This is a genomic window from Candidatus Dependentiae bacterium (assembly GCA_026389015.1).
Taxonomy (GTDB): domain Bacteria; phylum Babelota; class Babeliae; order Babelales; family Vermiphilaceae; genus JAPLIR01.
Map to the genome: position 1 here is coordinate 42,452 of JAPLIR010000024.1, position 21,935 is coordinate 64,386.

20 protein-coding genes and 2 tRNA genes are annotated in these 21,935 nt (G+C 39.7%); 5 read left to right on the top strand and 17 right to left on the bottom strand.

Translation table 11 applies throughout. From position 1 onward, the window contains the following. Positions 1-37 precede the first annotated feature (37 nt). Positions 38-715: an endonuclease III gene (locus tag NTX86_04445; GenBank protein MCX5922547.1), complete on the top strand. Its 678-nt coding sequence runs from the start codon at positions 38-40 to the stop codon at positions 713-715. 162 nt (positions 716-877) lie between these two features. Here the strand turns inward: NTX86_04445 and NTX86_04450 are convergent, their stop codons facing one another. The 3 genes from NTX86_04450 to thrS all read right to left on the bottom strand — a co-directional run bounded on the left by NTX86_04450 (position 878) and on the right by thrS (position 4,642). After that, positions 878-1,450, bottom strand: coding sequence for a hypothetical protein (locus tag NTX86_04450; GenBank protein MCX5922548.1), 573 nt, complete (start codon positions 1,448-1,450; stop codon positions 878-880). A gap of 318 nt (positions 1,451-1,768) precedes the next feature. Then, positions 1,769-2,635 carry a hypothetical protein gene (locus tag NTX86_04455; GenBank protein ID MCX5922549.1) on the bottom strand — a complete coding sequence of 289 codons (867 nt, stop codon included), beginning with the start codon at positions 2,633-2,635 and terminating at the stop codon, positions 1,769-1,771. Positions 2,636-2,932: 297 nt separating this feature from the next. Further along, positions 2,933-4,642: a threonine--tRNA ligase gene (thrS, locus tag NTX86_04460; GenBank protein MCX5922550.1), complete on the bottom strand. Its 1,710-nt coding sequence runs from the start codon at positions 4,640-4,642 to the stop codon at positions 2,933-2,935. Positions 4,643-4,843: 201 nt separating this feature from the next. Between thrS and NTX86_04465 the strand changes: the two genes are divergently transcribed. Beyond that, a complete protein-coding gene (locus NTX86_04465) occupies positions 4,844-6,322 on the top strand; it encodes a PhoH family protein (protein ID MCX5922551.1) in 1,479 nt (492 codons plus the stop codon). A gap of 95 nt (positions 6,323-6,417) precedes the next feature. Here NTX86_04465 and yidD read toward each other — a convergent pair whose 3' ends face one another. From yidD to rpmH, 3 genes are read right to left on the bottom strand one after another with little or no spacing between them, the layout of a single operon-like run. Beyond that, positions 6,418-6,606: a membrane protein insertion efficiency factor YidD gene (gene yidD / locus NTX86_04470; GenBank protein ID MCX5922552.1), complete on the bottom strand. Its 189-nt coding sequence runs from the start codon at positions 6,604-6,606 to the stop codon at positions 6,418-6,420. Further along, a complete protein-coding gene (locus NTX86_04475; protein MCX5922553.1) occupies positions 6,603-7,097 on the bottom strand; it encodes a ribonuclease P protein component in 495 nt (164 codons plus the stop codon). The genes yidD and NTX86_04475 overlap by 4 nt, the downstream gene beginning before the upstream one ends. 26 nt (positions 7,098-7,123) lie before the next feature. Further along, the gene (gene rpmH, locus NTX86_04480; GenBank protein ID MCX5922554.1) at positions 7,124-7,270 is read right to left on the bottom strand and encodes a 50S ribosomal protein L34; all 147 of its coding nucleotides are present in this window, start codon (positions 7,268-7,270) and stop codon (positions 7,124-7,126) included. 349 nt (positions 7,271-7,619) lie between these two features. On the opposite strand from rpmH, the gene NTX86_04485 reads away from it, so the two are divergent. After that, positions 7,620-8,027, top strand: coding sequence for a hypothetical protein (locus NTX86_04485; protein MCX5922555.1), 408 nt, complete (start codon positions 7,620-7,622; stop codon positions 8,025-8,027). A 124-nt stretch (positions 8,028-8,151) separates the two neighbouring features. Here the strand turns inward: NTX86_04485 and NTX86_04490 are convergent, their stop codons facing one another. The 5 genes from NTX86_04490 to NTX86_04510 form a co-directional block, all read right to left on the bottom strand. Then, entirely contained in the window at positions 8,152-8,598 is a 447-nt protein-coding gene (locus tag NTX86_04490) for a hypothetical protein (protein MCX5922556.1), read from the bottom strand. Between the two features lie 54 nt (positions 8,599-8,652). Beyond that, entirely contained in the window at positions 8,653-10,287 is a 1,635-nt protein-coding gene (locus NTX86_04495; protein ID MCX5922557.1) for an ankyrin repeat domain-containing protein, read from the bottom strand. A gap of 40 nt (positions 10,288-10,327) precedes the next feature. Then, positions 10,328-11,473, bottom strand: coding sequence for a hypothetical protein (locus NTX86_04500; protein ID MCX5922558.1), 1,146 nt, complete (start codon positions 11,471-11,473; stop codon positions 10,328-10,330). A 199-nt stretch (positions 11,474-11,672) separates the two neighbouring features. Further along, positions 11,673-12,608, bottom strand: a complete 936-nt coding sequence (trxB, locus tag NTX86_04505) for a thioredoxin-disulfide reductase (protein MCX5922559.1) — start codon at positions 12,606-12,608, stop codon at positions 11,673-11,675. A 32-nt stretch (positions 12,609-12,640) separates the two neighbouring features. Next, on the bottom strand, positions 12,641-13,996 hold the full coding sequence (locus NTX86_04510; GenBank protein MCX5922560.1) for a hypothetical protein: 1,356 nt from the start codon (positions 13,994-13,996) through the stop codon (positions 12,641-12,643). A gap of 399 nt (positions 13,997-14,395) precedes the next feature. Here NTX86_04510 and NTX86_04515 point away from each other — a divergent pair, with 399 nt between their 5' ends. Next, complete coding sequence (locus NTX86_04515; GenBank protein ID MCX5922561.1) at positions 14,396-15,505, top strand: hypothetical protein; 1,110 nt, start codon at positions 14,396-14,398, stop codon at positions 15,503-15,505. Positions 15,506-15,929: 424 nt separating this feature from the next. On the opposite strand, the gene NTX86_04520 is transcribed toward NTX86_04515, so the two are convergent. The 6 genes from NTX86_04520 to argS all read right to left on the bottom strand — a co-directional run bounded on the left by NTX86_04520 (position 15,930) and on the right by argS (position 20,044). After that, positions 15,930-16,016: transfer RNA gene (locus NTX86_04520), tRNA-Leu, on the bottom strand. A gap of 88 nt (positions 16,017-16,104) precedes the next feature. Then, positions 16,105-16,180 (bottom strand) — tRNA-Lys (locus NTX86_04525). Between the two features lie 160 nt (positions 16,181-16,340). After that, the gene (frr, locus tag NTX86_04530) at positions 16,341-16,934 is read right to left on the bottom strand and encodes a ribosome recycling factor (protein ID MCX5922562.1); all 594 of its coding nucleotides are present in this window, start codon (positions 16,932-16,934) and stop codon (positions 16,341-16,343) included. Between the two features lie 15 nt (positions 16,935-16,949). Further along, entirely contained in the window at positions 16,950-17,657 is a 708-nt protein-coding gene (gene pyrH, locus NTX86_04535; protein MCX5922563.1) for a UMP kinase, read from the bottom strand. A 27-nt stretch (positions 17,658-17,684) separates the two neighbouring features. Then, positions 17,685-18,284, bottom strand: coding sequence for a translation elongation factor Ts (gene tsf, locus NTX86_04540; GenBank protein MCX5922564.1), 600 nt, complete (start codon positions 18,282-18,284; stop codon positions 17,685-17,687). Between the two features lie 107 nt (positions 18,285-18,391). Then, complete coding sequence (gene argS, locus NTX86_04545; GenBank protein MCX5922565.1) at positions 18,392-20,044, bottom strand: arginine--tRNA ligase; 1,653 nt, start codon at positions 20,042-20,044, stop codon at positions 18,392-18,394. A gap of 612 nt (positions 20,045-20,656) precedes the next feature. On the opposite strand from argS, the gene NTX86_04550 reads away from it, so the two are divergent. Then, the gene (locus NTX86_04550; GenBank protein ID MCX5922566.1) at positions 20,657-21,616 is read left to right on the top strand and encodes an ankyrin repeat domain-containing protein; all 960 of its coding nucleotides are present in this window, start codon (positions 20,657-20,659) and stop codon (positions 21,614-21,616) included. The last annotated feature ends 319 nt before the right edge of the window (positions 21,617-21,935 follow it).

The following is a 21,935-nucleotide window of genomic DNA, read 5'->3' on the forward strand; positions in this document are numbered from 1 at the left end:
AAACAAAGCAATTTTGTGCCATTCCAGGAGATGAAAATTGAAGTTGCCGGACCCAGATTCTACCTTAAGAATCATGAAAATTATCCATATACTGCGCCAATCGACGCAAGCATATGTTCAGCCGGCATCAATTACCCTCGTCAAACAGTATGGCCGAGATCCGTTTTTGGTCTTGGCCAGTTGTCTTTTAAGTCTCAGAACCAAAGATACGGTCTCCCTCCCTGCTTCACAGCGCCTTTTTGAGTATGCTAAAACGCCTCAAGAGATGCTCAAAGTTCCCTTGGCCATCTTAGAAAAAGTTATTTACCCTGTTGGTTTTTATCGCCAAAAAGCTCGGACACTCCATCATATCAGTGCTGAGCTCCTGGCTAGGTTCAATGGCCAGGTGCCAGAAACGTTTCAAGAACTTATTTCACTCAAAGGTGTTGGGCCAAAAACGGCCAACCTTGTCCTAGCAGAGGGTTTTAATATCCCCGCCATTTGTGTCGACACTCATGTGCACAGAATCTCCAATCGATTAGGTATTGTAAAAACCAGCACGCCGGAAGAAACCGAGCGGGAACTTAAAAAAATCCTACCACAAGAATATTGGCGTGAATGGAGTAGTCTTATGGTCATGTGGGGTCAAAATATCTGTATGCCTGTTTCGCCTTTTTGTTCAAAGTGTCCTATAGTCGATCTATGCCCCAAGGTCGGGGTAAAAAAACGACGTTAATTAACCCCTCACACGGCTTTCAAGCAGTGGTTTAGGGGGGGCGGAAAAAGGGCTTTAGCCCATTCATCCTCAGTCTTGAAAAGACGTGGGGTTTTCTGGGGATAAAAAAAGGGCGGAATTTTTAGTTCCACCCTTTATAAAATCTTATTTTCTAGATTCGTATTATTTCTTTTTTGCCGGTGCCGGAGCATTTGCGACTGGCTTTGTCGCTATCGCTGGCGCGGCAGGGCAAAATGATGCGCCGAGTGTTGATTTTAAGGTAACGAAATCAGCTACTGAAACTGATTTTGTAGTTGTTGCCTTTTCAAGATCCGCGAGCGCTACACTTTTAGGGTTTGAGTTTGCTTTCCTGAGCACATCTACTTGTGCTGCTGGCCAGGTAAAGGTGATAACGCCAAGCTGCGCAGTTTCACCAGGCATTCCGGCCGCCGTTGCTTGTGCTTGGGTATTTAATCGAATGCTGCCTTGTGCGGCTACGGTTAAAGGATTGCTGGCCTGTTTGGTATCGGCTCGGTTGAGTGCTTGGATTTTAAAGTCAGAACCTTCGAGTCTAAGGTAGCAACGAAGTCCTTCTTTGACTGTTGTGCTCCAATGGTAGTTGCATTTGAGCTCTTGGTCTTGAGCTCCAGTAACCAGACCATCTTTTATACATAGTAATTTGTGTGCTTGGACAAATGTTGAGGTGTTGGCTAGAACTAACGCTAGAGTTATCGTTAGCAGTGTGTTTTTCTTCATAAAACTCTCCATTTTTTATTATTCATAAGTAATCAAAATATTGCAGTACTCTATCATTATCAATATTAATATTACTAATAGCAAATAAGACAAGTCAATAGAATTGATTGTTTGTTCATAGGGGGATGCATTGTATGGGGTTTTTACTGAGAAAACCGAAGATTATGGGGGCAATAGGGGGTAGGATTTTTATGTGCCCGCAAAAATCATGCTTATGGTGTAGAAATCATTTAAAAACCAAAAAAAAGCCCTATCTCATGCTGTATATTTGCATAAGGTAGGACTTTTTTTTAAATCGTGTTATTTTTCAGATCTTAGTTAAAAAGAGAGGTTTTGTGCACATAGAACGCAGTTTTTTGTATATGTTGTGTGCATAATGCAATGTTTTTTCCCATGCAATGGGCTAGCGCTACTATTGAATTGGTTATTAGTACGGGTTGTAGATGGACTAAAAGGCGTGCGTTGCGTAGAGGTCTTTGTCATTGCTGCTATTATTTGTGCTGTGTGCTGTTGTATATCATCTTTACTTGCTGTATTTGCGATTGCAGTTCTGAGCTCTTCTTGGCGTTTCTGGAAGGCTTGGTCTGAAGCTTCTAGGCGTTCTTGGAGCTCTTTTTTTAATTTTTCTGAGTCATCTTTTGTTGCGCATTGATCAAGTTTTTCATGAACTCTTTTGAGTTCTGTTTCTATTTTCGCTACGTCTTCTTTTGTTGCGCATTGTTTGATTTGAATATCTAAAGAAGCTATGTCACGTTGAATAGCTGCTTGAAGAGTATCAATTTTTTGGTTTGTTTCTTCAAATTGTTTTTTTGTCTGGTCTTGAGTTTTTTTGATTACTTTTTCTAATGTTTGGTTAGAGACAGGTAAAAATCCGTGTATTGCATTATAGCAAGCTTTAATCTGAGGACCGAACATATAATATATGCCGCCACCCACAATAGCTGCTCCCAAAACTACTCCTGCCGTTTTTCCCACGACATATTTAGTTGCACCGAGGGTACTATTTGCTACAAATTTTAAGCCCGCTGTTGCACCAGATGCTGTTGCCGATAAGGCTCCGGATGCTATGGTATAAAGAAAAGACGGCTCTTTTTGGGATTGGTTTTGTGATGATTTTGGTTGTTCGTTTGTGTACGATGGGACAGCAAAGCCTAAAGACAATGCTATAACAGCTGTACGTATCATTATATCCTTCATGAAAAACCTCCGTTTTATTCAGGACTAGATTAAACTCGTAACTATTGTTTTTTCGACATCATTTTTTGTGATGTTATTACTTATAGTACACCAAAAAACATCTTTGTCTAGTGAATAAGTAAATAAAATCAATATATATTCAATTTGATCATATTTTCATAAAAAGTCGGGGTGTTTTTATATCTATAGATATCGTGTGGATAGTCTTTTTATGGGTATTCTATGAAGAAAGCCCCTTCTTTATTTTAAGAAGAGGCTTTTTGTGTAGGATCTAAAAATATATGGTTAGCTATTAGCGGCCGCCGCTTTTTCAAGCAGTGCTTCTAAGCTAACGCCAAACTCCTGTTTTCCGTCAAAATAACGTAAAGTGACGGTATTTTGTTCGACTTCCTTTTTGCCAATCACGAGCATCCAGGGGACTTTGTCAAGCTGGGCTACCTTAATTTGGCCAGAAAGAGGGTCGGAGGAGGTGTCTAATTCGGTTCTAATGCCCTGTTTTTTGAGGGAGGCCAGAATAGTCTTGGCATATTCTTTTTGATCGTCAGTGATAGTGAGCACCTTAACCTGTAATGGTGCAAGCCAGAAGGGTAATAATCCCTTATAATGCTCAAGCAAAATAGCAAAAAAACGTTCCATAGAGCCATAAATGGCACGGTGAATCATAACAGGCCGTTCTTTATTGCCAGATGATGCAACATAGGTTAAATCAAAGTTTTCTGGTTGGAAGAAGTCGATTTGAATCGTACCGCACTGCCAGGTTCTTCCCATGGAGTCTTCGATGCCAAATTCAATTTTAGGGCCATAAAAAGCCCCTTCGCCTTCATAGATCTCATAGGTTAGACCAGCGCGCTCAAGAGCGCTTTTTAGTGCCTGAATAGCTGTATTCCAAAGATCTTCTGAGCCCATAGCATTGGCGGGGCGTGTGGACACACCAATATTAATTTTATTAAAGCCAAACTTTTTATAAATTTTATAGGTCATGTCGATAATATTGAGGACTTCTTGTTCGATTTGCTCAACGGTGCAATAAATGTGTGCATCATCTTGAGTAAACGAACGTACGCGCAGCATGCCGTGCAAAACGCCCGAAAGTTCGTGGCGGTGTACAAGCCCGAATTCAGAAAGACGCAATGGTAATTCGCGATAGGAATGTGGTCTGTCTTTATAAACTAAGATAGAGCCAGGACAGTTCATAGGTCTAATCGCGTAGCTTTTTTCGTCAATGTTACAAAAGTACATGTTGTCTTTGTAGTGAGCGTAGTGACCTGATCGGCGCCATAACTCATCGCTGAGCATGATAGGCGTAGAAATTTCTTGGTATTCAGCTTCGTCCAAAAGACCTTTGAGATATTTAATGAGTGCGTTAATAATGATTTTGCCTTTTGGATGGAAAAACGGAAACCCAACACCTTCTTCTTGGAAGGAAAAGAGATCCATTTGTTTGCCCAATTTGCGGTGATCATATTTTGCCGCTTCTTCACGATGTTTTTGATAGTCAGCTAATTCTTGAGCGGTAGCAAATGCGGTGCCCGAAATACGTTGTAATGCTTGTTTGCTTCTATCGGCACGCCAGTACGATCCAGATGTGCCAAGTAATTTGAAATTTTTGAGAAGGCCGGTGCTTGCCACGTGGTCACCTTTACACAGATCGTAAAAATCGCCTTGTTTTGCAAAGCCAACGGTGTCTCCTGGAATACCTTCAATGAGTTCTAACTTGAAAGGATTGTGGCTATAAATTTTACGCGCTTCTTCTTTTGAAATTTGCTCATGGGTGATCGGCATGTTTTGGTTTGCGAGTTCAAGCATGCGTGCTTCGATGATAGGCAAATCTTCTTCTTTAAAAGTATGTTCTGGTAAGAAGTCGTAAAAAAAACCTTCGTCAGTTGCAGGCCCAATGGTCAGTTGTGTTTTTGGGTAGAGCTCTACGATTGCCTGGGCCAAAAGGTGCGCAGTTGAGTGACGTAATGTTTTTAATGCAGCATTGTTATTTTTCATGATTTATTCCGCTTGTTTTTCGCTTTGATTTTCTCGCTCTTTAATACGTCAGTCAGTATAGCATTGATTGAATAAAAATACATAAACAGCATACGTATAGATTTTGGTTTGCTTCACGTGGTGACCTGTGCTACGCTGCAGACGTTGAGAGTCAGAAAGTGAGAGTAATCATTGCTAAATCAAGTAATTGAGAGGCTTGTCATGGCAGTAAGAAGCAAAAATCAAAATAAAAATCAAAATCTCTTTGTTCTAGATACTAACGTGCTCCTGCACGATCCAGAAGCAATCTTCTCTTTTGAGAATGCCATTGTCGGCATTCCCATTGTAGCTTTAGAAGAATTAGACAAATTTAAAAAAGAAGGCACTGACCGTGGACGCAATTGTCGGGAGGTAACCAGGCATTTGGATGCATTGCGAGAAAAAGGTTCATTGCGCGATGGTGTTACATTAGATAATGGCAGCATAGTGAAGGTTCTTTTTTTAGATAAAAAACCACTCAATACTTCATTAGATTTAGATATCAAAGACAATGAAATTGTCATGACGGCGGCCGTGCTTAAAGAGCAGGGCTATAATGTAAAATTTATTTCCAAAGATCTTAATGCGCGGGTTAAGGCAGATGTTCTTGGCATTCAAGCAGAAGATTATTTAAAAGAACATGTGACTGAAGAAGATTTTTATAAGGGCTGGCTTAAAATTCAAGTTCCCGCGGTGCAATTGAAGCAACAAGTTCCTCAAGATTTGACTGATCTGGTTAGAGATCATGCCCTTACCCTGAATGAATTCGTGTTGGTAGAAAGTCAGCATAATCCTTTTAATTATAGAGTGTTTCGTTATTTAGGCGGCACCCATTTTAAAGCAGTGAACGATCCTCAAATTCGCTGGCCGCTCAAGGCTCGTAACGCGCAACAACTTATGGCACTTGATTTATTGTTTGATGATTCCATTAAGCTTGCTTGTTTATTCGGGCCAGCTGGTACCGGCAAAACATTCTTGGCCTTGCTTGCAGGACTGTATAATGTATTAATTGAAGATGATTACTCAAAGCTTTTAATATCTCGGCCCGTTGTGCCACTGGGCAGAGATATTGGTTACTTGCCAGGTACCATGGAAGAAAAGTTGCATAGCTGGATGTTGCCCGTGTTTGATAATATGGAATTCATTATGCATTCGGTCAATATGGCAACACACTTTCAAGAACTAGGTAACGAGCAACATCAAGATAGAGATAAAGAGCGAGGCCATGACAGAGGTCACGATAGAGATAGGGACAGTAAATATCGTCACAAAAAAGGCAGACACCACGATAGACATAAAGAAAAGTCACATAAGGGTGGTGGCTTGATGTCTGTTCAAGACCTCGTTCACAAGGGTAAATTAAGTATGGAAGCTATCACTTACATGCGTGGGCGCTCGATTCCTTATCAATATATCATCATTGATGAAGTCCAAAACTTAACGCCTCACGAAGTTAAGACATTAATTACTCGTGTGGGCGAAGGTAGTAAGATCATCTTGGCGGGTGATCCGTATCAAATCGATTCGCCATACCTTGATTTTAGCAGTAATGGTTTGGTTATTGCCAGCGAACGGTTTAAGGGGCAGGGGATCTTTGGTTCCGTGTATCTGGAAAACAGTGAGCGTAGCGAATTGAGTAAGATTGCGGGCCAATTACTGTAAATTTCCATTCATCCTTCGACAAAGCTCAGGAAGGACGGAAAAATAAGAATTTACCCCGCCGACTTCCCTGAGCCTTGTCGAAGGGTTGTTGGCGCTTAGACCGATTTATTCCACGGATTACACGATAAGATTCTTTTGATGCTCTTCCACAATGCTTTGTGGAGGGGCATCTTTTTTAGGGTGCCAATAGTATATTCGCAACAACCAATGGGGTATTTGCATTCTGCATCACCTAATAATGGCCTGAGGCCGCGAATCATAAAGATGAGAATGTTATTAATCATGCGGGATCTTGTGTGGTAGCAGGGGTATTTTCGAACGCTTGAATAAGAAGCTGTTTAATGGCTTCAAAGGCGAGCTTTTTGCCTTCGGGTTTTATAATCACCACGCAATCATAGCCACGTTCTGCAAGCTTCAATTCGTAGTACAGTGCCTTTAATTGGCGTCTTATCTTATTGCGTTCTGGGGCATTGCCGATACGGCGGGGAGTGACAACCAAGATCCTACCTGTCCTTCGTCCTGTCCGCCGTAGCCTTGGCGAAGGAGGAAGCTCATTAGAGAGCGAAGTAGGACCTAGTGGGCTTAAAGTTTCGACATAGCTAGAAGCTGAATCTGATTGGCCAAGTAGAGCCTGGCCTTCGAAGCCTTGGCGAAGTAGGCTGGGCGCTAATAAAATATCCAAGCCTTTAGATCGTACGCAACGCTTTGCAGTAGAAAAAAGCTTGGATATTTCTTGTTGACTAAATTTAGAGAGGGAAGGTGTGCTTCCAGGCATTGCCTTACCTATCTTTCAGATGGGGATTAGTAAGCTTTAACGCCTAATCTCTTTCTACCCTTAGAACGGCGAGCATTCAGGATCTTTCTGCCATCGCGTGTTGCCATGCGTGCGCGGAAGCCGTGTTTTCTTGCTCTTTTCTTGAGACTTTTTCTAAATACCGTGACTGACATAGGATATCCTTAGTGTTACTTAATCTTTTTCATGAGCTCTTAAATAATAGTTCTATATATTCTACGTTTAAATTTGTTTTTTTTCAAATAAATATGCCATTTTTCCTTGATACAAGAGCTATAGTACGAGGTTTTTTTGTTTTTAGCCTGGAGAATATTGATTATTTGAAATAGGCGCAAGCGGAAGATTGCTCTTTGCTAAGTGCCGGGCTGGCTATTGACGCTAATTACTTTTTCTATAGACTATGTCGTTGAAATCATAAGGTAGAGCAAAGGTTCGCTTCATCCTATGGTGTTTGTGTTGAAGAATGTCTGTATTAACAATCCTATTTTATCAAAAAGGAATTCTATGAAGAATATGTTTAGCAAAGTGTTATTATTAGCACTTGTGGTTTCATCTGTTTCGTCATTTGCGGTCGACACTGTTTCTGTAGTACAAGAAGGAATTTTCAGAAGAGTTTTTAATGTACTTGCAGCGGGAACATCAGCTGTTGGTTCATCAGTAAGAAACACCGTTGGTTCAGTAAGATCTCACCTTACTTTGCAGTCAGCTCGAAATAATAAATACACGATTACTGCAGCAGTTGCAGCAGTTGCAGTAGCGGTTGGTCTTTATAAGAACCGTGAAGAAGTTAAGCGTTCAGTTAAAGAAAATAAAAATACCTATGCAGCAGTGCTTGCAACATTAGCAGCTGGCGCTGGCTTAGTATATAAATTTGGTATGCCATCATGTTTTGTATGCCCAGCAGCAAAATAAGCTTTTATTTGCTGAAATAATTTAAAAGGGACCTGGTAAAAAACTAGGTCCCTTTTTTTTGGTTTTTTGATTGAGTGGATTCACGTAAATCGGTTTCAAAAAAGGGTTATGGATGTATGAGTTATTAATATTTTGGAAAGAACGATGCATCTCTCGCTTTTAATAATAATCCGGTTTTGGAAAAAGATTCTGCATACCATCGGCCGAGTTTCCAATTTAATTCTTTTTGGTCTATCTCATACCCGTTTGTTTGATGATTTTTATGATGTTCTTGATGGTCGTTTTTTAATTCGTTTGCTTCTGGTTGTATTGGCGCAGCATAGTTGCTCGCTTGCGGTTGATAGTGTGAGACAACTGCTTGTAGTCCGCCAATCGTAACCACTATTGGTTTTGGTATAGGTATTAATCCGCCGATCGTAATTACTATTGGTTTTGGCATAGGTATTAATCCACCTAAGGTTATTCCCTTGTATTGATTTGATGGCGTGTGATTTTGATTCATAGCCAATGCATACTGTGTAACGCAGAGTATGGTCATAAGAGCTAAGCTATTTTTTAACATTTTTTTCATACGAGTTTCCTTGTTGTATTGATTGGTAATAATGAGTTAGTTTGGTTACTATGTTTAATGTTTTTTTTCGATCTCTTGGATATCATCATTCATATCGTAGAGTACCTCGTGTGCTCGTTCTATTTCTTCGGATAGTTTCATTTTCTTTGGAATTTTAAAGATTATTTGTGCCCATTTGCTACGAAGCTCCTTGAGTATATCCAGCGCCTCGGTCTTCTTTCCCTCTTCGTATTTATCCAAGGCTAATGTGTGAATAGATGCCACGTCCCCTAATTTTTGTAGGAGCGTATGGTTAGTAAAATGTTTGGTGGTGAGTAGGTGAAGATTTGCCAATCGTTGTCGGATGTCTTTTTCTAATTCTTTGGTTGTTGCCTCTTCATTTGGCGCTGAGGGTTGAACGCTGAATATTGTTTGTTTTCTTTGTTGATCTTGCTCTTTTTTGCAATAGTCTTTTTTTTCTTGAAGTTCTGGCTTTATTGGCGATGATGGCGCCGCTGTCAATCGTGTCATTGCGCTAACCGGTGATATCATGCAACGCAGCTCAGAATATGGTTCGTCTTGGCCTACCATAAAGCTAGAGGAACTAGAAGAAGAAGAAGAAGAAGAAGAAGAAGAAGAAGAAGAAGAAGAAGAAGAAGAAGATGATGCATTCGTTAGGAGGAGTTTTCTAGAGAGGTTTCTTCTAAGCGCAAAAAGGCTGTTGGGGATCTCGCAGTCTATATCGATAGTGAGTCCTTCTCCGTCGATGAGTAATTGATCTGGTACAGTATTGTTCGTGTGATCGCAGAGTTTATCTATGAGATCCCTGAGCTTCTCATTACTTTTTGATAGTTCATGGCTTGATTTTTCTAATGTATCGAGTTCTATTTCTAGTTTAATGGGATCTAATCTGTCCTGTATACTTCTTACTATCCCTAGTCGTTTTTTGTTTTTTTCTGCTAGAGGACAGCAGGTTTCTAGTAGGACAGTTATTTCACGTTCTAGCTTTTCTTTGACGTTGTGATATTCGTTGTATTGGTGTAAAAACTTTAAACATTCATTATTCTTGCCCAAATTTTTACCTAATTTTGCAATTCTGATTGCGTATTGTGTGTCCATTCGATGGTATTGGCTTTCTAATATCGCGCGTACGCAATCTGTATGATTGTGTTCTGCTGCAAGAATGAGCCCGGTTGCGTTATACTTATTAACAGTATTTACCAATGCTTTGTTTTTAATTAATAATTTGAGGCATGCAGCATGTCCATGATCTGCTGCTCGAATTACGGCTGTATTATTATCCACATTGGCATCTTCAAGATTGGCTTTTGCCCTAATTAATTCCTCTAGACATAGGGAGTGACCTTTGTCCGCACAACCTATTAGTGCGGTATCTTCCCATTCATTAGGCACATTAATAGATGCTTTCTTCTCAATTAAGAACTTTAAGCATTCGAGCTTGTTGTTGGTTGCAGCGTAGCTGAGGGCTGTCGTGCCATGTTGGTCGGTAGCATCAATATCGGCACCGCCATCTAAAGCGCTTTTTAGTTCTTTCAAATCGCCAAACGCTGCAGCTTTAATGAGCCGTAAATTTTCCTGGCTTGTCGCACCCACCTTGCCCGATTTTTGTTCGGGGTTCATAGCATGGATAGATATTCCATTGCCCAGTGCAGTGCATAGTGCAATAAATAGCGCGTATTGATTTTTCATAATAACCTCGTTCGGTAAAAATAGTGATAATGAAGTATGTTTATTGAGTTTGTTTCTTTTTCAATTGTTCTAAGTCTTCAATCATGTCCTGCAAAATTTCAAAAGCTCGTTCTTTTGGTGATTCTTTACCAACTTTAGATATTTTTGTTGTTGGAGATGGCATGGTACTGCAAACCTTGTGCCACTTATTGTAAAGTTTTCCAAGGAGAGCAATCGCATCATTCGTTTTGCCTTCTTCATTTTTATCGAGGGCATATTGATGAATGGACGATGCGGCTGCAATTCTTTCTAGGAGGGTGTTTTTATCTGTTTTATAAGGGGCCTGTATCAGAATTTGGAATTTTTCTTGTATTTCATCATCTATTTCTCGTGTTGTCCTTGGTAGCATTATTGTTGATGCATGGTGTTCTGTTTGTTCTATTTTTTGTTTGTTCTCTTGTATGGGCGTTGTTGAACTAGCTAGGGCTATTGTGATGCCTGCTTTGTGTAGTTGTGTCATAGGTTGACTCATACAAGATGTTGTTATTTCTGTTTTTGTAGAGGGTATAGTATATACGATTTGTTTTAGATAGTTTAATTTTTTTTCTGACTCTGTATGTATTTGTTGGCTAACACTGGTCATAGCGGTGGTTTTTATAATAAGAGAGTCGTCATTATGGAGTGGTAATTGTGCCAATGTTTGTTGAGAAATCTCTAAGAGCTCTTTTTGATAATGGTATATCTGTAGATTGCATTCAACAAGCTGTCTTTGTAAGGGTAGCAGTTTTTTTGCCAAATTTTTTGATACTTGTTCAGATTGTGTTGGTGTATTTAATGTAAGGCCTTGTATTACTTGTGAAAGGTCTTTTCGCTTAAGAAGTAATCGAGTGATATGTTTTTGTGGATTACCTAGTTTTTCAATGCGATGGTATGCGTCTTGAATTTGATGAGCGATAAGTAGGTCTTCTGTGCTTTCCTGATTGTTATCATTTTTATTATTTTTTCCCCGTTCACTTAAGAGAGATAGAGCTGCTCGTTGTATATTCTGTTCAGCTCTGTTAATAAAGAGTGCCTTTTTTAAATCAGCTTCGTTTTCTTCAGAATTTAGTGGATAAAGCCTATAGGGACGACTAAAGCATCCCGCATGCACTGATTGATACGCTAAGCATGTTAACACCAGTGATAAAAGTGTTGTTTGTTTTTTCATTGTAAACTCCATTGATTTCATTATTGTTTAACATTATTTTTAGGATTTTTCATTTAATGGCTTATTTTTAGTCATTAAAGTATAATAAACCCTATTTAGCATTAATTATACGCGAAAATCAATAATTATCAAATAGAAAAAATTGCACCTCCTGTGAATCTTATGATCACAGGAGGTGCAATACTGTATAAGAGGCGTATTATTTATTGAGGAGATGTTCTAGGTATCGTTCTGCATCAAGAGCTGCCATGCAGCCACTACCAGCAGACGTAATAGCTTGTTTATAGCGGTAATCTTCTGCGTCACCGGCAGCAAATACTCCCGGGACTGAAGTGTTGGTATTGTTGGTCACATTAATATACCCCCATTGATTGAGGTCTATTTGGCCCTGAAAGGGCGCAGTACCTGGTCTTCCACCTATGGCCAAAAAGGCACCATCGGCGTTCAGGGTTTGAATTTCACCTGTTTTCTGATTAGTAACCACGGCATGAGTTACGTGATCGCCATTACCTTTAAATTCAGTAACGGTGCTATTGTAGATAATCTTGATGTTAGGATTTTCCAAAACACGCTTTTGCATGGCTGCAGATGCAGTAAGTTTGTCATGGATATGTACGATAGTTATTTTTTGCGTGAATTTGGTCATGAATGAAGCATCTTCCATGGCTGTATCGCCACCACCTACGATGATAATTTCTTTATCTGGATAGAATGCACCATCGCACACCGCGCAGGTAGTTACACCTTTGCCCCAATATTCAGCTTCGCCAGGGCATCCTAATTTGTTAGGGATAGCGCCGGTAGCAATAATCACCGCATGGGCTTTTAGTTCTTTGTTGCGATGAGTCCAGAGGGTGAAGGGTTGGCTTGAAAAATCTACTTTAACCACTTCTTCAGCCAAGAATGAACTACCAAAATGTTTGGCATGCGCACGCATGTTCATCATTAAGGTTGGCCCAAGGATACTGATGTTTCCTGGCCAGTTTTCAATATGGGTAGTGCCCATTAATTGTCCGCCTGGAGACTTGCCTTCGAGAATCAAAGGTTTTAAATTTGCACGAGATGCGTAAACGCCAGCGGTAAGCCCAGCAGGACCAGAACCAATAATAATTAATGGGTGTATTGTATCGTTCATGGAGTAATTCTTTTCTTATTAAGGTAAGACATTTATTTTTTCATCAGATGATAAATTATATGATTTAATGTCTTTTCTCTCAAGTTAAATTGTTTTAATTCTTGTGTTGAGAGTGGGATTTCTTGTCCATGAACTTTTGTTTCCGGCGCATCAAAATACAAAAAGTCTTTCATGCGCGGACGATTGGTCAAATTGAGATACCCTTTTAAATCGCTATCAGAAACTTCCAGTTCTTCGTGATAGGCAAGTTGATTTAAAAATAATGTTTCGCGTAATTGCTTTTCAGCTAACTGACGAATACGTTCTTTAAAATCTTTTTGCATGCGGTAAACGTGATAATCAGAATTCTGTTTGATGCTGTCGAGTACAACTTCTTGTTGGCGTAATATTAAATAATTAGGAATGACAAAGCGATGTTTAGAGAGCAGTAATTTTAATGATTCTTCTGCCATTGAGCGACGCAGCGACAAATCATTACGATATGAAAACACTTCAATAAGTTTTTGATGCATTTCTTTGTTGGTTTTTAATCTAAAATGACGTTTGAAAGAGTCTAAGCAGAAAAAGTTATTTTTTAAAATATCGGTGATTTCTATTGAAAAGGTATAGTTGGTATCTATGAGATTGCTGAAATAATCTTGTAAGCTTTTACTGGTGGTAGTAAAGCAGCTGCCAATAGTTTTATTTAAGAATATGTCATGAAACGTATTGTCGATTTCTTCATCGCCTAATTTGAGCCACAAACTTGTGGTATGTGCATTGAATAGAGGTGTGTTGGTGTTATTGAGAAGATTGACTTTGAAATTAACCCAATCGCCAACCGCGAGTGTTGTAAGATCTGCGTTTTTTAAAAAGCCTTGTTCTTCTTTAACAAACATATCTACTTGTAGATCTAATTCTTTATAGTTTTTACGTTTGGGAGACTTGAATGGCAAATATTTCCATTCTTGGATGCCAATGGAATCGAACAGTGAAAGTTCAAATTTGAAACGTGCGGGTTGATTGAGCTCCACGGTTACCTCAATAAGACGCGGTTCTCCTGCAACGAGCAATTTTTTTGTGTGAATTTGTTCTAATAAAAAATCAACCACAAAAAATTTAAACAAAAATTCTTTAATATGTTCAATGAGGTTTACTTTAAAATTACTCGCAATGTATTCCAAAGGAACTTCGCCTTTATTGAATCCGAAAGCTTGGGTGTATGTTTTTTGTGATAATGAGGCTTCCAGATACAGCGTATTAATAATAGCCGCTGGAATAATAATACTGGCATGACCGATATGTTCATTTTCGTAACTGAGATCAAAAATCAGTGGTTGGATATTGAGCATGTTCAGACCAGAATCATGCTGTGAACCGTTTTGGGGATTGTTTTTGAGTGAATTCACTTCATCACCTTTCACTAGAATTGATTCCTTTTTGAATCAAACTACCGTGAAAGAAGAGAGCTTGTCAATTACTCTTTTTTTGTGTTTCTCGTGACTTACGTACTCGTCATTCAAAACATGAAGAGTGAACTGTAAAGATTTTTTATTTGCCAAGTTTGTGTGATCTGCTCGCGGAGCTCTGAGGGCATTTTTCTAGGGCTTGGTCCCCAGATTAGAGGTCTTTTTTTTTGAATTAATCTCATGGTACAGGCATGGAGGGGATCTTCGTAGTGCGACATTATCATAGAAACGCGATAATTGTTTTTTATTCAGATTGGCATTTATTTTTTTATAGTTAGAATGAACAATAGATGGTTATATTTTAATTGCATTTTAATAACCCCCCCATTGGAGGTTTTTATGAACAAAAAGAACCTATTTTTAACCCTATTGACAGGCACATTATTGTTGCCGGTTTTTATGCATACAATGAACCCACAAGAGGAAAATAAGGGAAAAAATGTCCCTAATCAGACGGTTCAGGTAATAAAGCCTTATCAGGCTCCTTTTGAAAATTCACGTAAGCAGTTTATCGATAAGCTGAAAGCTATGTCACGGGGTAAAGTTTCGGAAAAATACATTCAGGAGTTGGAAAAAGAAGAAAACAAATTGATGGAAGAATTTTTTAAGATAATGAAGTGTAATGCTTCAACATTCAATTGTTGGAAAATGATGTTTAATGACGAATTTTTAGATAACCAGCATGAAGAGGAATCTGTACTAAAGAAACAAACGACAGAAAATGATTTATCGACCTGGCGTGAGTGTATTTTATGGATTCAGTCAGCGATGAAAGAGTGCTTTATTGCTTCAGATAAAGTTACGATTAATGTAGTCGATGGTTCTGGTGGATCTCCTTTGTCAGCACAACAAAAACATATTACTATTTTTGATCGTGATATGAGGAATCATATGAGTGCGCCAGACCGTATTAAAGAAAGAGAAGCAATAATACAGCATACTATACGGCATGAAATTCAACATATTTTGCACGATGACGTATATATTGCGTGGGTTATGGACAACATGGAGCCTGAAAAAGGTCGCGAAAAAATGCATGATTTATTTGTAAAGAAATTTTCTAGATTTCAAGAAAAGCGAGCAGATATTTTAGCCGCTCTTATGCATACTGATTATGCAAAGGCAGGATTTGAGAATTTTGCATTGATTGTTCAGAAAAATCAAGCTAATTGGGTTGGGGCATTGAGTACTACGGAAAAAGAAAAGTACCTATCTGGCACATTAAAAATGCCGGTTGTACCAGAAAGTACCCATCCAAGTATGGAAAAACGCGCTGAATATTTACAACAATTGCATAAAGAAATGGTTGAAGAATTAAGTGTGAAAAAAACTGATAGCGTTGCGGTATGCCCGGCGCAGTTTATGGATCTTATTGCAGAGTATGCAGGTATGCATCTAGGTGGAGGAGCAGCGGCGGCAGGTGCAGGAGTTGCTCATAAAAAGATTTAAATTAAATATTGCAAACATGAAGAGTGAACTATAAAGATTTTTTTATTTGCCAAATACTGAGGTTGGCCTGCCAGTTTTAGCTTGCCGAGTTTAAAATAGTGATCTTTAAAAGATCACCAGACCCGGATAAGCGTCCTTCGATACGATTCTCTCAGAGAAGCACTTCCGTCGTCGCCTCTGGCTATGCCGGACACGTAGGATGAGTGATAAAGGGATTTTTATTTATTTATATACCAAATTATACTTTAACATAAAACATAATTTTAGTAGCAGTTTGTTAGATTTGAATTGTTGGGTATTTCGAATAAGCCCAGCCTGCGTTAAAACTTCGGCGGGCAACCTTCGCTTTGGCGATACATATTTAATGAGTAAAAGATTCATGCCGTGATGGCCGCGCCAACCGTAGCTCTGTAAGAGCGAAGGTTGGTGCGAGAGAAGGGACTCGAACCCCCACGTTCTTTCGAACGCTGGAACCTAAATCCAGTGCGTCTACCAGTTTCGCCACTCTCGCGCCGTATATTTTAAAGTTTCGTTATTTATCTTTGCTTGCCGATGTTTGTCTTGGCCGCGCCAACCGTAGCTCTGTAAGAAGCGAAGGTTGGTGGGCTGCGATGGAATCGAACCATCAACCCACAGATTAAGAGTCTGTTGCTCTACCAATTGAGCTAGCAGCCCAAATTTCTATATCAAAGATAAAAATAGTTTAGCAAATAACATAAGAAAATAAAGCGTTATTTAAAAATAATATCAATTATTGTCTTGTTACCTAATAACCCTTCAAGTTCGCGCCTAAATCGGCGCTACCTTCAGGAAGGTCGGCAACGTTTTTGCCGACTTAAACGCTCTTAATATCTTTTTCTTTAGCTGCTGCTTTCTTCTCAGCTTGCTCAATATAGGTGTCAGTTACTTTTTGTAACACATCACCCAAGCGGCTGAAGAAGTTTTCTGAAATTTCTTTGTCTTTTTTTGCATCACGCAAAAGATTGTTAAAGTCTTTGCGAATGTTACGCACAGCAACTCTGCATTCTTCTAACTTTTTGCCTAAAACTTTTGCTAAATCATCGCGACGAGCGCTGCTGATTTCAGGTAGCTGTAAACGAATAACGGCACCGTCGTTAGCTGGCGATATACCAATATTAGAAGCTTTAAGTGCTTTTTCGATGTCACCAATAATAGCAGCATCCCAAGGTTGAATCACAATATTACGTGCATCAGGAGCGCTGAGTGCAGCAAGATTTTTGAGTGGCATAGGGTTTTGGCCATAGGTAGAGATTTGAATATCTTCGATAAGCGAAGTATGTGCTCTGCCGGTGCGAATTTTAGCTAGTTCACCATCGAAATGCTTGAGAGGTTTTTCCATCTCAAGTTTCATAGGAGTTTCAAAGCTTTTTATATCATTTTCTACTAATACTATATCTTTTATATTCATAGATGATTCCTACGGTTAATAGATGACACTACCAAAATCTTGGTTGTTTGTTGCTTGCAAAAGTGCATCGGGGGTAAAAATATTAAAAACTCTTATTGTCTGATTATGCTGTTGTGCAAGAGCAAAGGCGGTAGCATCCATAATGCCTAATCTTTTTTGCAGTGCATCGGCATACGAAACTTTTTTTAAAAGTTGTGCATGAGCAACGGTGCGTGGATTAGCATCATAAACACCATCGATGTTTGTTCCCTTCCAAATAGCTGCAGCGTTAATTTGTAGGCTGCGCAATACCGCATTAGTGTCGGTAGTAAAAAAAGGATTGCCTGTTCCACCGGTAAACACCAAGGTGTGATCTTTATGGAGCGCATTTTCAATGGTTTGTTGGGAAATTGGTGTGCCAACTTCTGGGCACGAAATCGCGCACAAAAGCGATGTTGGCATATCCTGTTGCTCGAGCAGATCTTTTAAAATCAAGCCGTTCATCATCGTGGCAAGCATGCCAACCTGATGGCCAACAGGAGCAGTCATTCCCAGAGCAGTACCTTGAATGTTGCCTCTAAAAAAATTGCCACCTCCAACGACTATACCAAATTGATGTGTTGCGCGTAATGTCTTTATTTGTTCAATAAGGGCATTAATGTTGGCAGCATCGAGTGATTTTTTATCAGAAGATAAAAATATTTCACCGGTTAATTTGAGTAAAATGCGTTGTTTAGTATGCATAAGCGGCTGCTTTTCCTTAGTTTTGGTTTAACTAGCGCTGATGTCGTAACGAGCAAAGCGTTTAATCTTAATGCTTTCGCCGGTCTTTGCCATAAGGTCTTTGAGAACGTCGTCAACAGTGAGTTGGTCGTTTTTAACAAAAGCTTGGTTTAGTAGGCAAATGTCAGAGTACATTTTTTGAACTTTGCCTTCAAGAATTTGGTTAATGATTTTTTCAGGCTTGCCAGAATCAGCTAATTGCTTGTGCAATATGTCCTTTTCGTGTTCCATGAATTTAGAATCAACTTGGTCTGGAGAAAGGAACAATGGCTTTAATGCAGCGATATGCATACAAACATCTTGAGCGAATTGTTTAATATCGGGAGTGTTTGCTACAAAGTCGGTTTCGCAATTGATTTCGATGAGAACACCAACGCGGCTTCCTGGGTGAATGTAAGCATGCACAAGGCCTTCAGCGGTTGCTTTGTCAGCGCGGTTAAGGGCAACTGCAGCACCTTTTTTACGTAAGAATACAACGGCTGCTTCAACATCGCCATTGCTTTCTTCTAATGCTTTTTTGCAGTCCATCATGCCGATGCCAGTTTTGTCTCGAAGTTGTTGAATAAGACTCATGTCAATTTTAGCCACAATGACTCCTGAATGTAGATAGGGGGTTATAATTCGTTATTTATTACCTTTAAGTGTGCCATATTTGGCGTTTTTTTCAATGCCTGCTTATTTATAGGAGCGGCATATTACATTTTTTCTGGTTGTGACACTTCCAATAATTTGAGCACGGTTGCCATAGTAGTTCTTACTAAGATTGTTAAAAATAGTCTACCGCGGCTTTGTTCTAAATGCTCAAGATCGATCACTCTGTTTTTAGCATAATAAGCATGGAAGTTCTGCGCTAGCTCAAGGATATAGTGGGTGAGCAAGTGCGTCTGATGGTTTGTGCTAATAGTCTCGAGCATGCTTTTGAGGGATGTTATTTTGAGCAGCAAAAGAGCTTCGTTGGTTCCCAAATACTTGGCGTCAGCCTCGGTAATGTTGGCAAGTTCGCTGATTTCTGCAGCTTTGGCAATAATGCTGCCGGTTCTCACGTAGGCATATTGCACATAATAGACCGGATTTTCTTCGGTTTTTTTAAGCGCAAGATCAATATCAAATTCCAATTGTGCATCAGCTTTTCTGTTAAGATAGAAAAATCTGGCAACGTCTGCGCCAACAACGGCGATGACATCTTCAAGGGTGACAATATTGCCTGCACGCTTTGACATGCGCACCACTTGGCCACTGGCTTTCATTTTCACCAGCTGATAGAGGATGACGTCCAGCGTTTGAGGCCCAAGGTCAAGGGCTTGTAGGAGGCCTTGTAATCGTGTGACATAGCTGTGGTGGTCGTGCCCCAGAACCATTAAGAGATGGTCTGCGCCACGATCGATTTTGTTTTTCATGTAGGCTATGTCGGCTGCAACATAGGTCATTTCGCCGTCAGATTTTTTCAGTACACGGTCTTTATCGTCGCCAAAGGTAGTCGAGCGGAACCAGAGTGCGCCATCTTGTTCGTACAGGTGGCCTTTTTCTCTCAAGTCTTCAATTGCGCGGTCGATAGCGCCACTTTCGTGCAAAGTTTTTTCCGAAAACCATACATCAAAGCTTATGCGATATTCTGCAAGAGTATGTTTGATCTGTTCAAGCATATGGTTTTTTGCATAGGTTTGGAAAAACTCATCAGATTCTTGTAATGCAGTGGTGCCTTTTTCGGCTAGGCATGTTTTTGCGAGCTCGAGCAAATATTCACCGTGGTAGGCTTCTTCTGGCAGGGTCGCTTCGAGTCCGGCTGCTTGTTGGCAACGGATTTTGAATGATTTTCCCAATTTGACTATTTGTGCGCCGGCGTCATTGATATAAAATTCGCGGATTGCTTTGTGACCGATGAAGTTGAGGACATTGCCAAGGGTACTGCCAATAATGCCGCCTCTGCCATGCCCAAAGTGTAAAGGGCCTGTTGGGTTGGCGCTGACAAATTCGAGATTAAAAACCTTTTTAGGAACGGATGGGTCGAGTTTAAAGAATGATTCTTGTTCCGTGAATATATTGTGTGCAAGGTCGGTAAACGCTTTTTGTGTTAAAAAAAAGTTAAGAAATCCAGGGCCAGCAATTTCAATTTTTTCAACAGCAGGGTGTTTGAATTCTTGGACGATTTGTTGAGCGATTTCGCGTGGTGATTTGCCAATTTTTTTAGCCAAGATCATAGCGGTATTGGCATTCAGGTGGCCGAAATCCTGTTTTTGTTCGTCGGTATTAATAGTGCAGGTTCCTTGTGCTAGAACTGCTTTTTCGACGTTGAAGGTGTTTGTTAAATAGGTGGTAAACGAGTGTTCAATTTGTTTGATTATATTCATGGTGATTGCCTTTAGAAAATTTTATAGCTTTTTTCTAAAATCTACCAAAGATTAGGAAGATTGTCATGGGCAATGCAAAACGCATTATTGTTTGTCGGTAATAATGCGTTTTGTGTTGGAGCAAAGTGATAAATTCCTATTAAAAGGCAAAGTGAAAACTTTCGCTAAAAATATTTGAATGAATATTGAGAAAGTTATAATCCAGTAACACTTGTCCTCGAAGCATTGTTACTGTTTCTGAGCATTTTGATGGAAGCGTTAAGCTTTCTATGAGAGGGGTGGCGCTTTCCTTTTCTGAGATTAACCTACGGCCAGCCAAACCCAAACCTCCAGCTAAGATATACAAAGATCAAAAACCGCGCCAAGTACATGCCAATAGTCGTCGTTGGGTAAGTGGCATAATACCTAGACCTTTGACCCCCGATGAACTCAGGAGGGACAAGCTATGATGTATAGTCAAAAACCGGAACTTTTTACTTTGCTCAAAACCGGAAGTTTTCACTTTGTCTTGACAACTTTTTTATCTTTTGTTGATTTTGCTACCATTAATAAAGTATTCTATTAGTAATTACTAATAATGAAGATGATTGTATAACCAAAGAAGGAGAAGATATGAAGATTAATGTAATAATGACTGCGATGCTTACGGTAATGGTATGCGCTACAGGATCTCTGCTGGCTATGGAAAATCTCGATGAGGCATTGATTAATGCTGTTAAGACTGGTGATGCGTATAGGGTTAAAAAACTGATTGAAGAAGGTGTTGATGTCAATAAAGCTGATAAGGCTGGCTGGACTCCTTTGATGTTTGCTTCTTACGGTGGGCATGACAAGGTGGTGGCTCAATTGCTTCGGGAAGGTGCTAATTTCAGTAAAGCTAATAACAATGGTAAAACTACTTTTTTGATGCCTGCTGACACGGGAAATGTTAATGTAGTGACCAAATTTCTTGCGATAGCTGCTGAAGTGGGCGATGTTGATATGGTTGGGAAACTGATTGCAGCAGGTGCTGATGTCAATAGCGATGATAATTTTGATGACAGGACTCCCTTGTTGATTGCTGCTGACAAGGGGCATGACAAGGTAGTGGCTCAATTGCTTGCAGCAGGTGCTGATGTCAATAAAGCTGATAAAAAATTTAGGACTTCTTTGATAGTTGCTGTTGGCAGGAATCATGACAAGGTAGTTGATCTATTGATCAAATCGGGTGTTTCTATTGACCCCTATTATGCTTGGGGAAAACTTCCTGATACTGTTAAAGATAGTCTAAAAAAAGAATTACTTGAAAAAAGACGCGAAGAAATGGAGAGAGCTCTTTTTACTCGTCGACTCGAAGGCGAAAAGGAGATTGAAGGTTTTCTGCCAAGTGGTGGGGGCCATCAAAAAGGTCTTGGCGGCTTAATTAGCCAATATGAAGATTTGCCAACTGACGAAGGCGAATTATTAAAAATGATTAGTGAGCATCAAGCTGTTAAACGAAAAGCTTTTCTTGAGTCATTAGACAAGAAAAAAGTACAGAAATCTCCAGCTGCTGCAGGTGGTGCTGCAGGAAGCAGTTCGTCATCACATTAGCCTTTGGTGGGGCTTGAGACACAGCAGCAGAACCGCGTAAATAAGAACATAAGCATAATGAAAATTAAATGCCCTGTGAATCGTAATGGTTTACGGGGCATTTAATTTTTAATGATAACGTGGGATGAGCATTTTTTTAAGTAGTACGAATTGGTGTAGAACTTGAAGTTGTTTCTTTGTTGTATCATCGGAGGACTATTGAGGTGAGTATTTGTTAAGGGAAAAGAGCCTGGCGAAATTTTTTTAGGGAGGAATTCGCCAGGCTCAAAGGGGTTTTGTATAAACTGCGATGTTTAATTCAACCATATTCTACTATTAG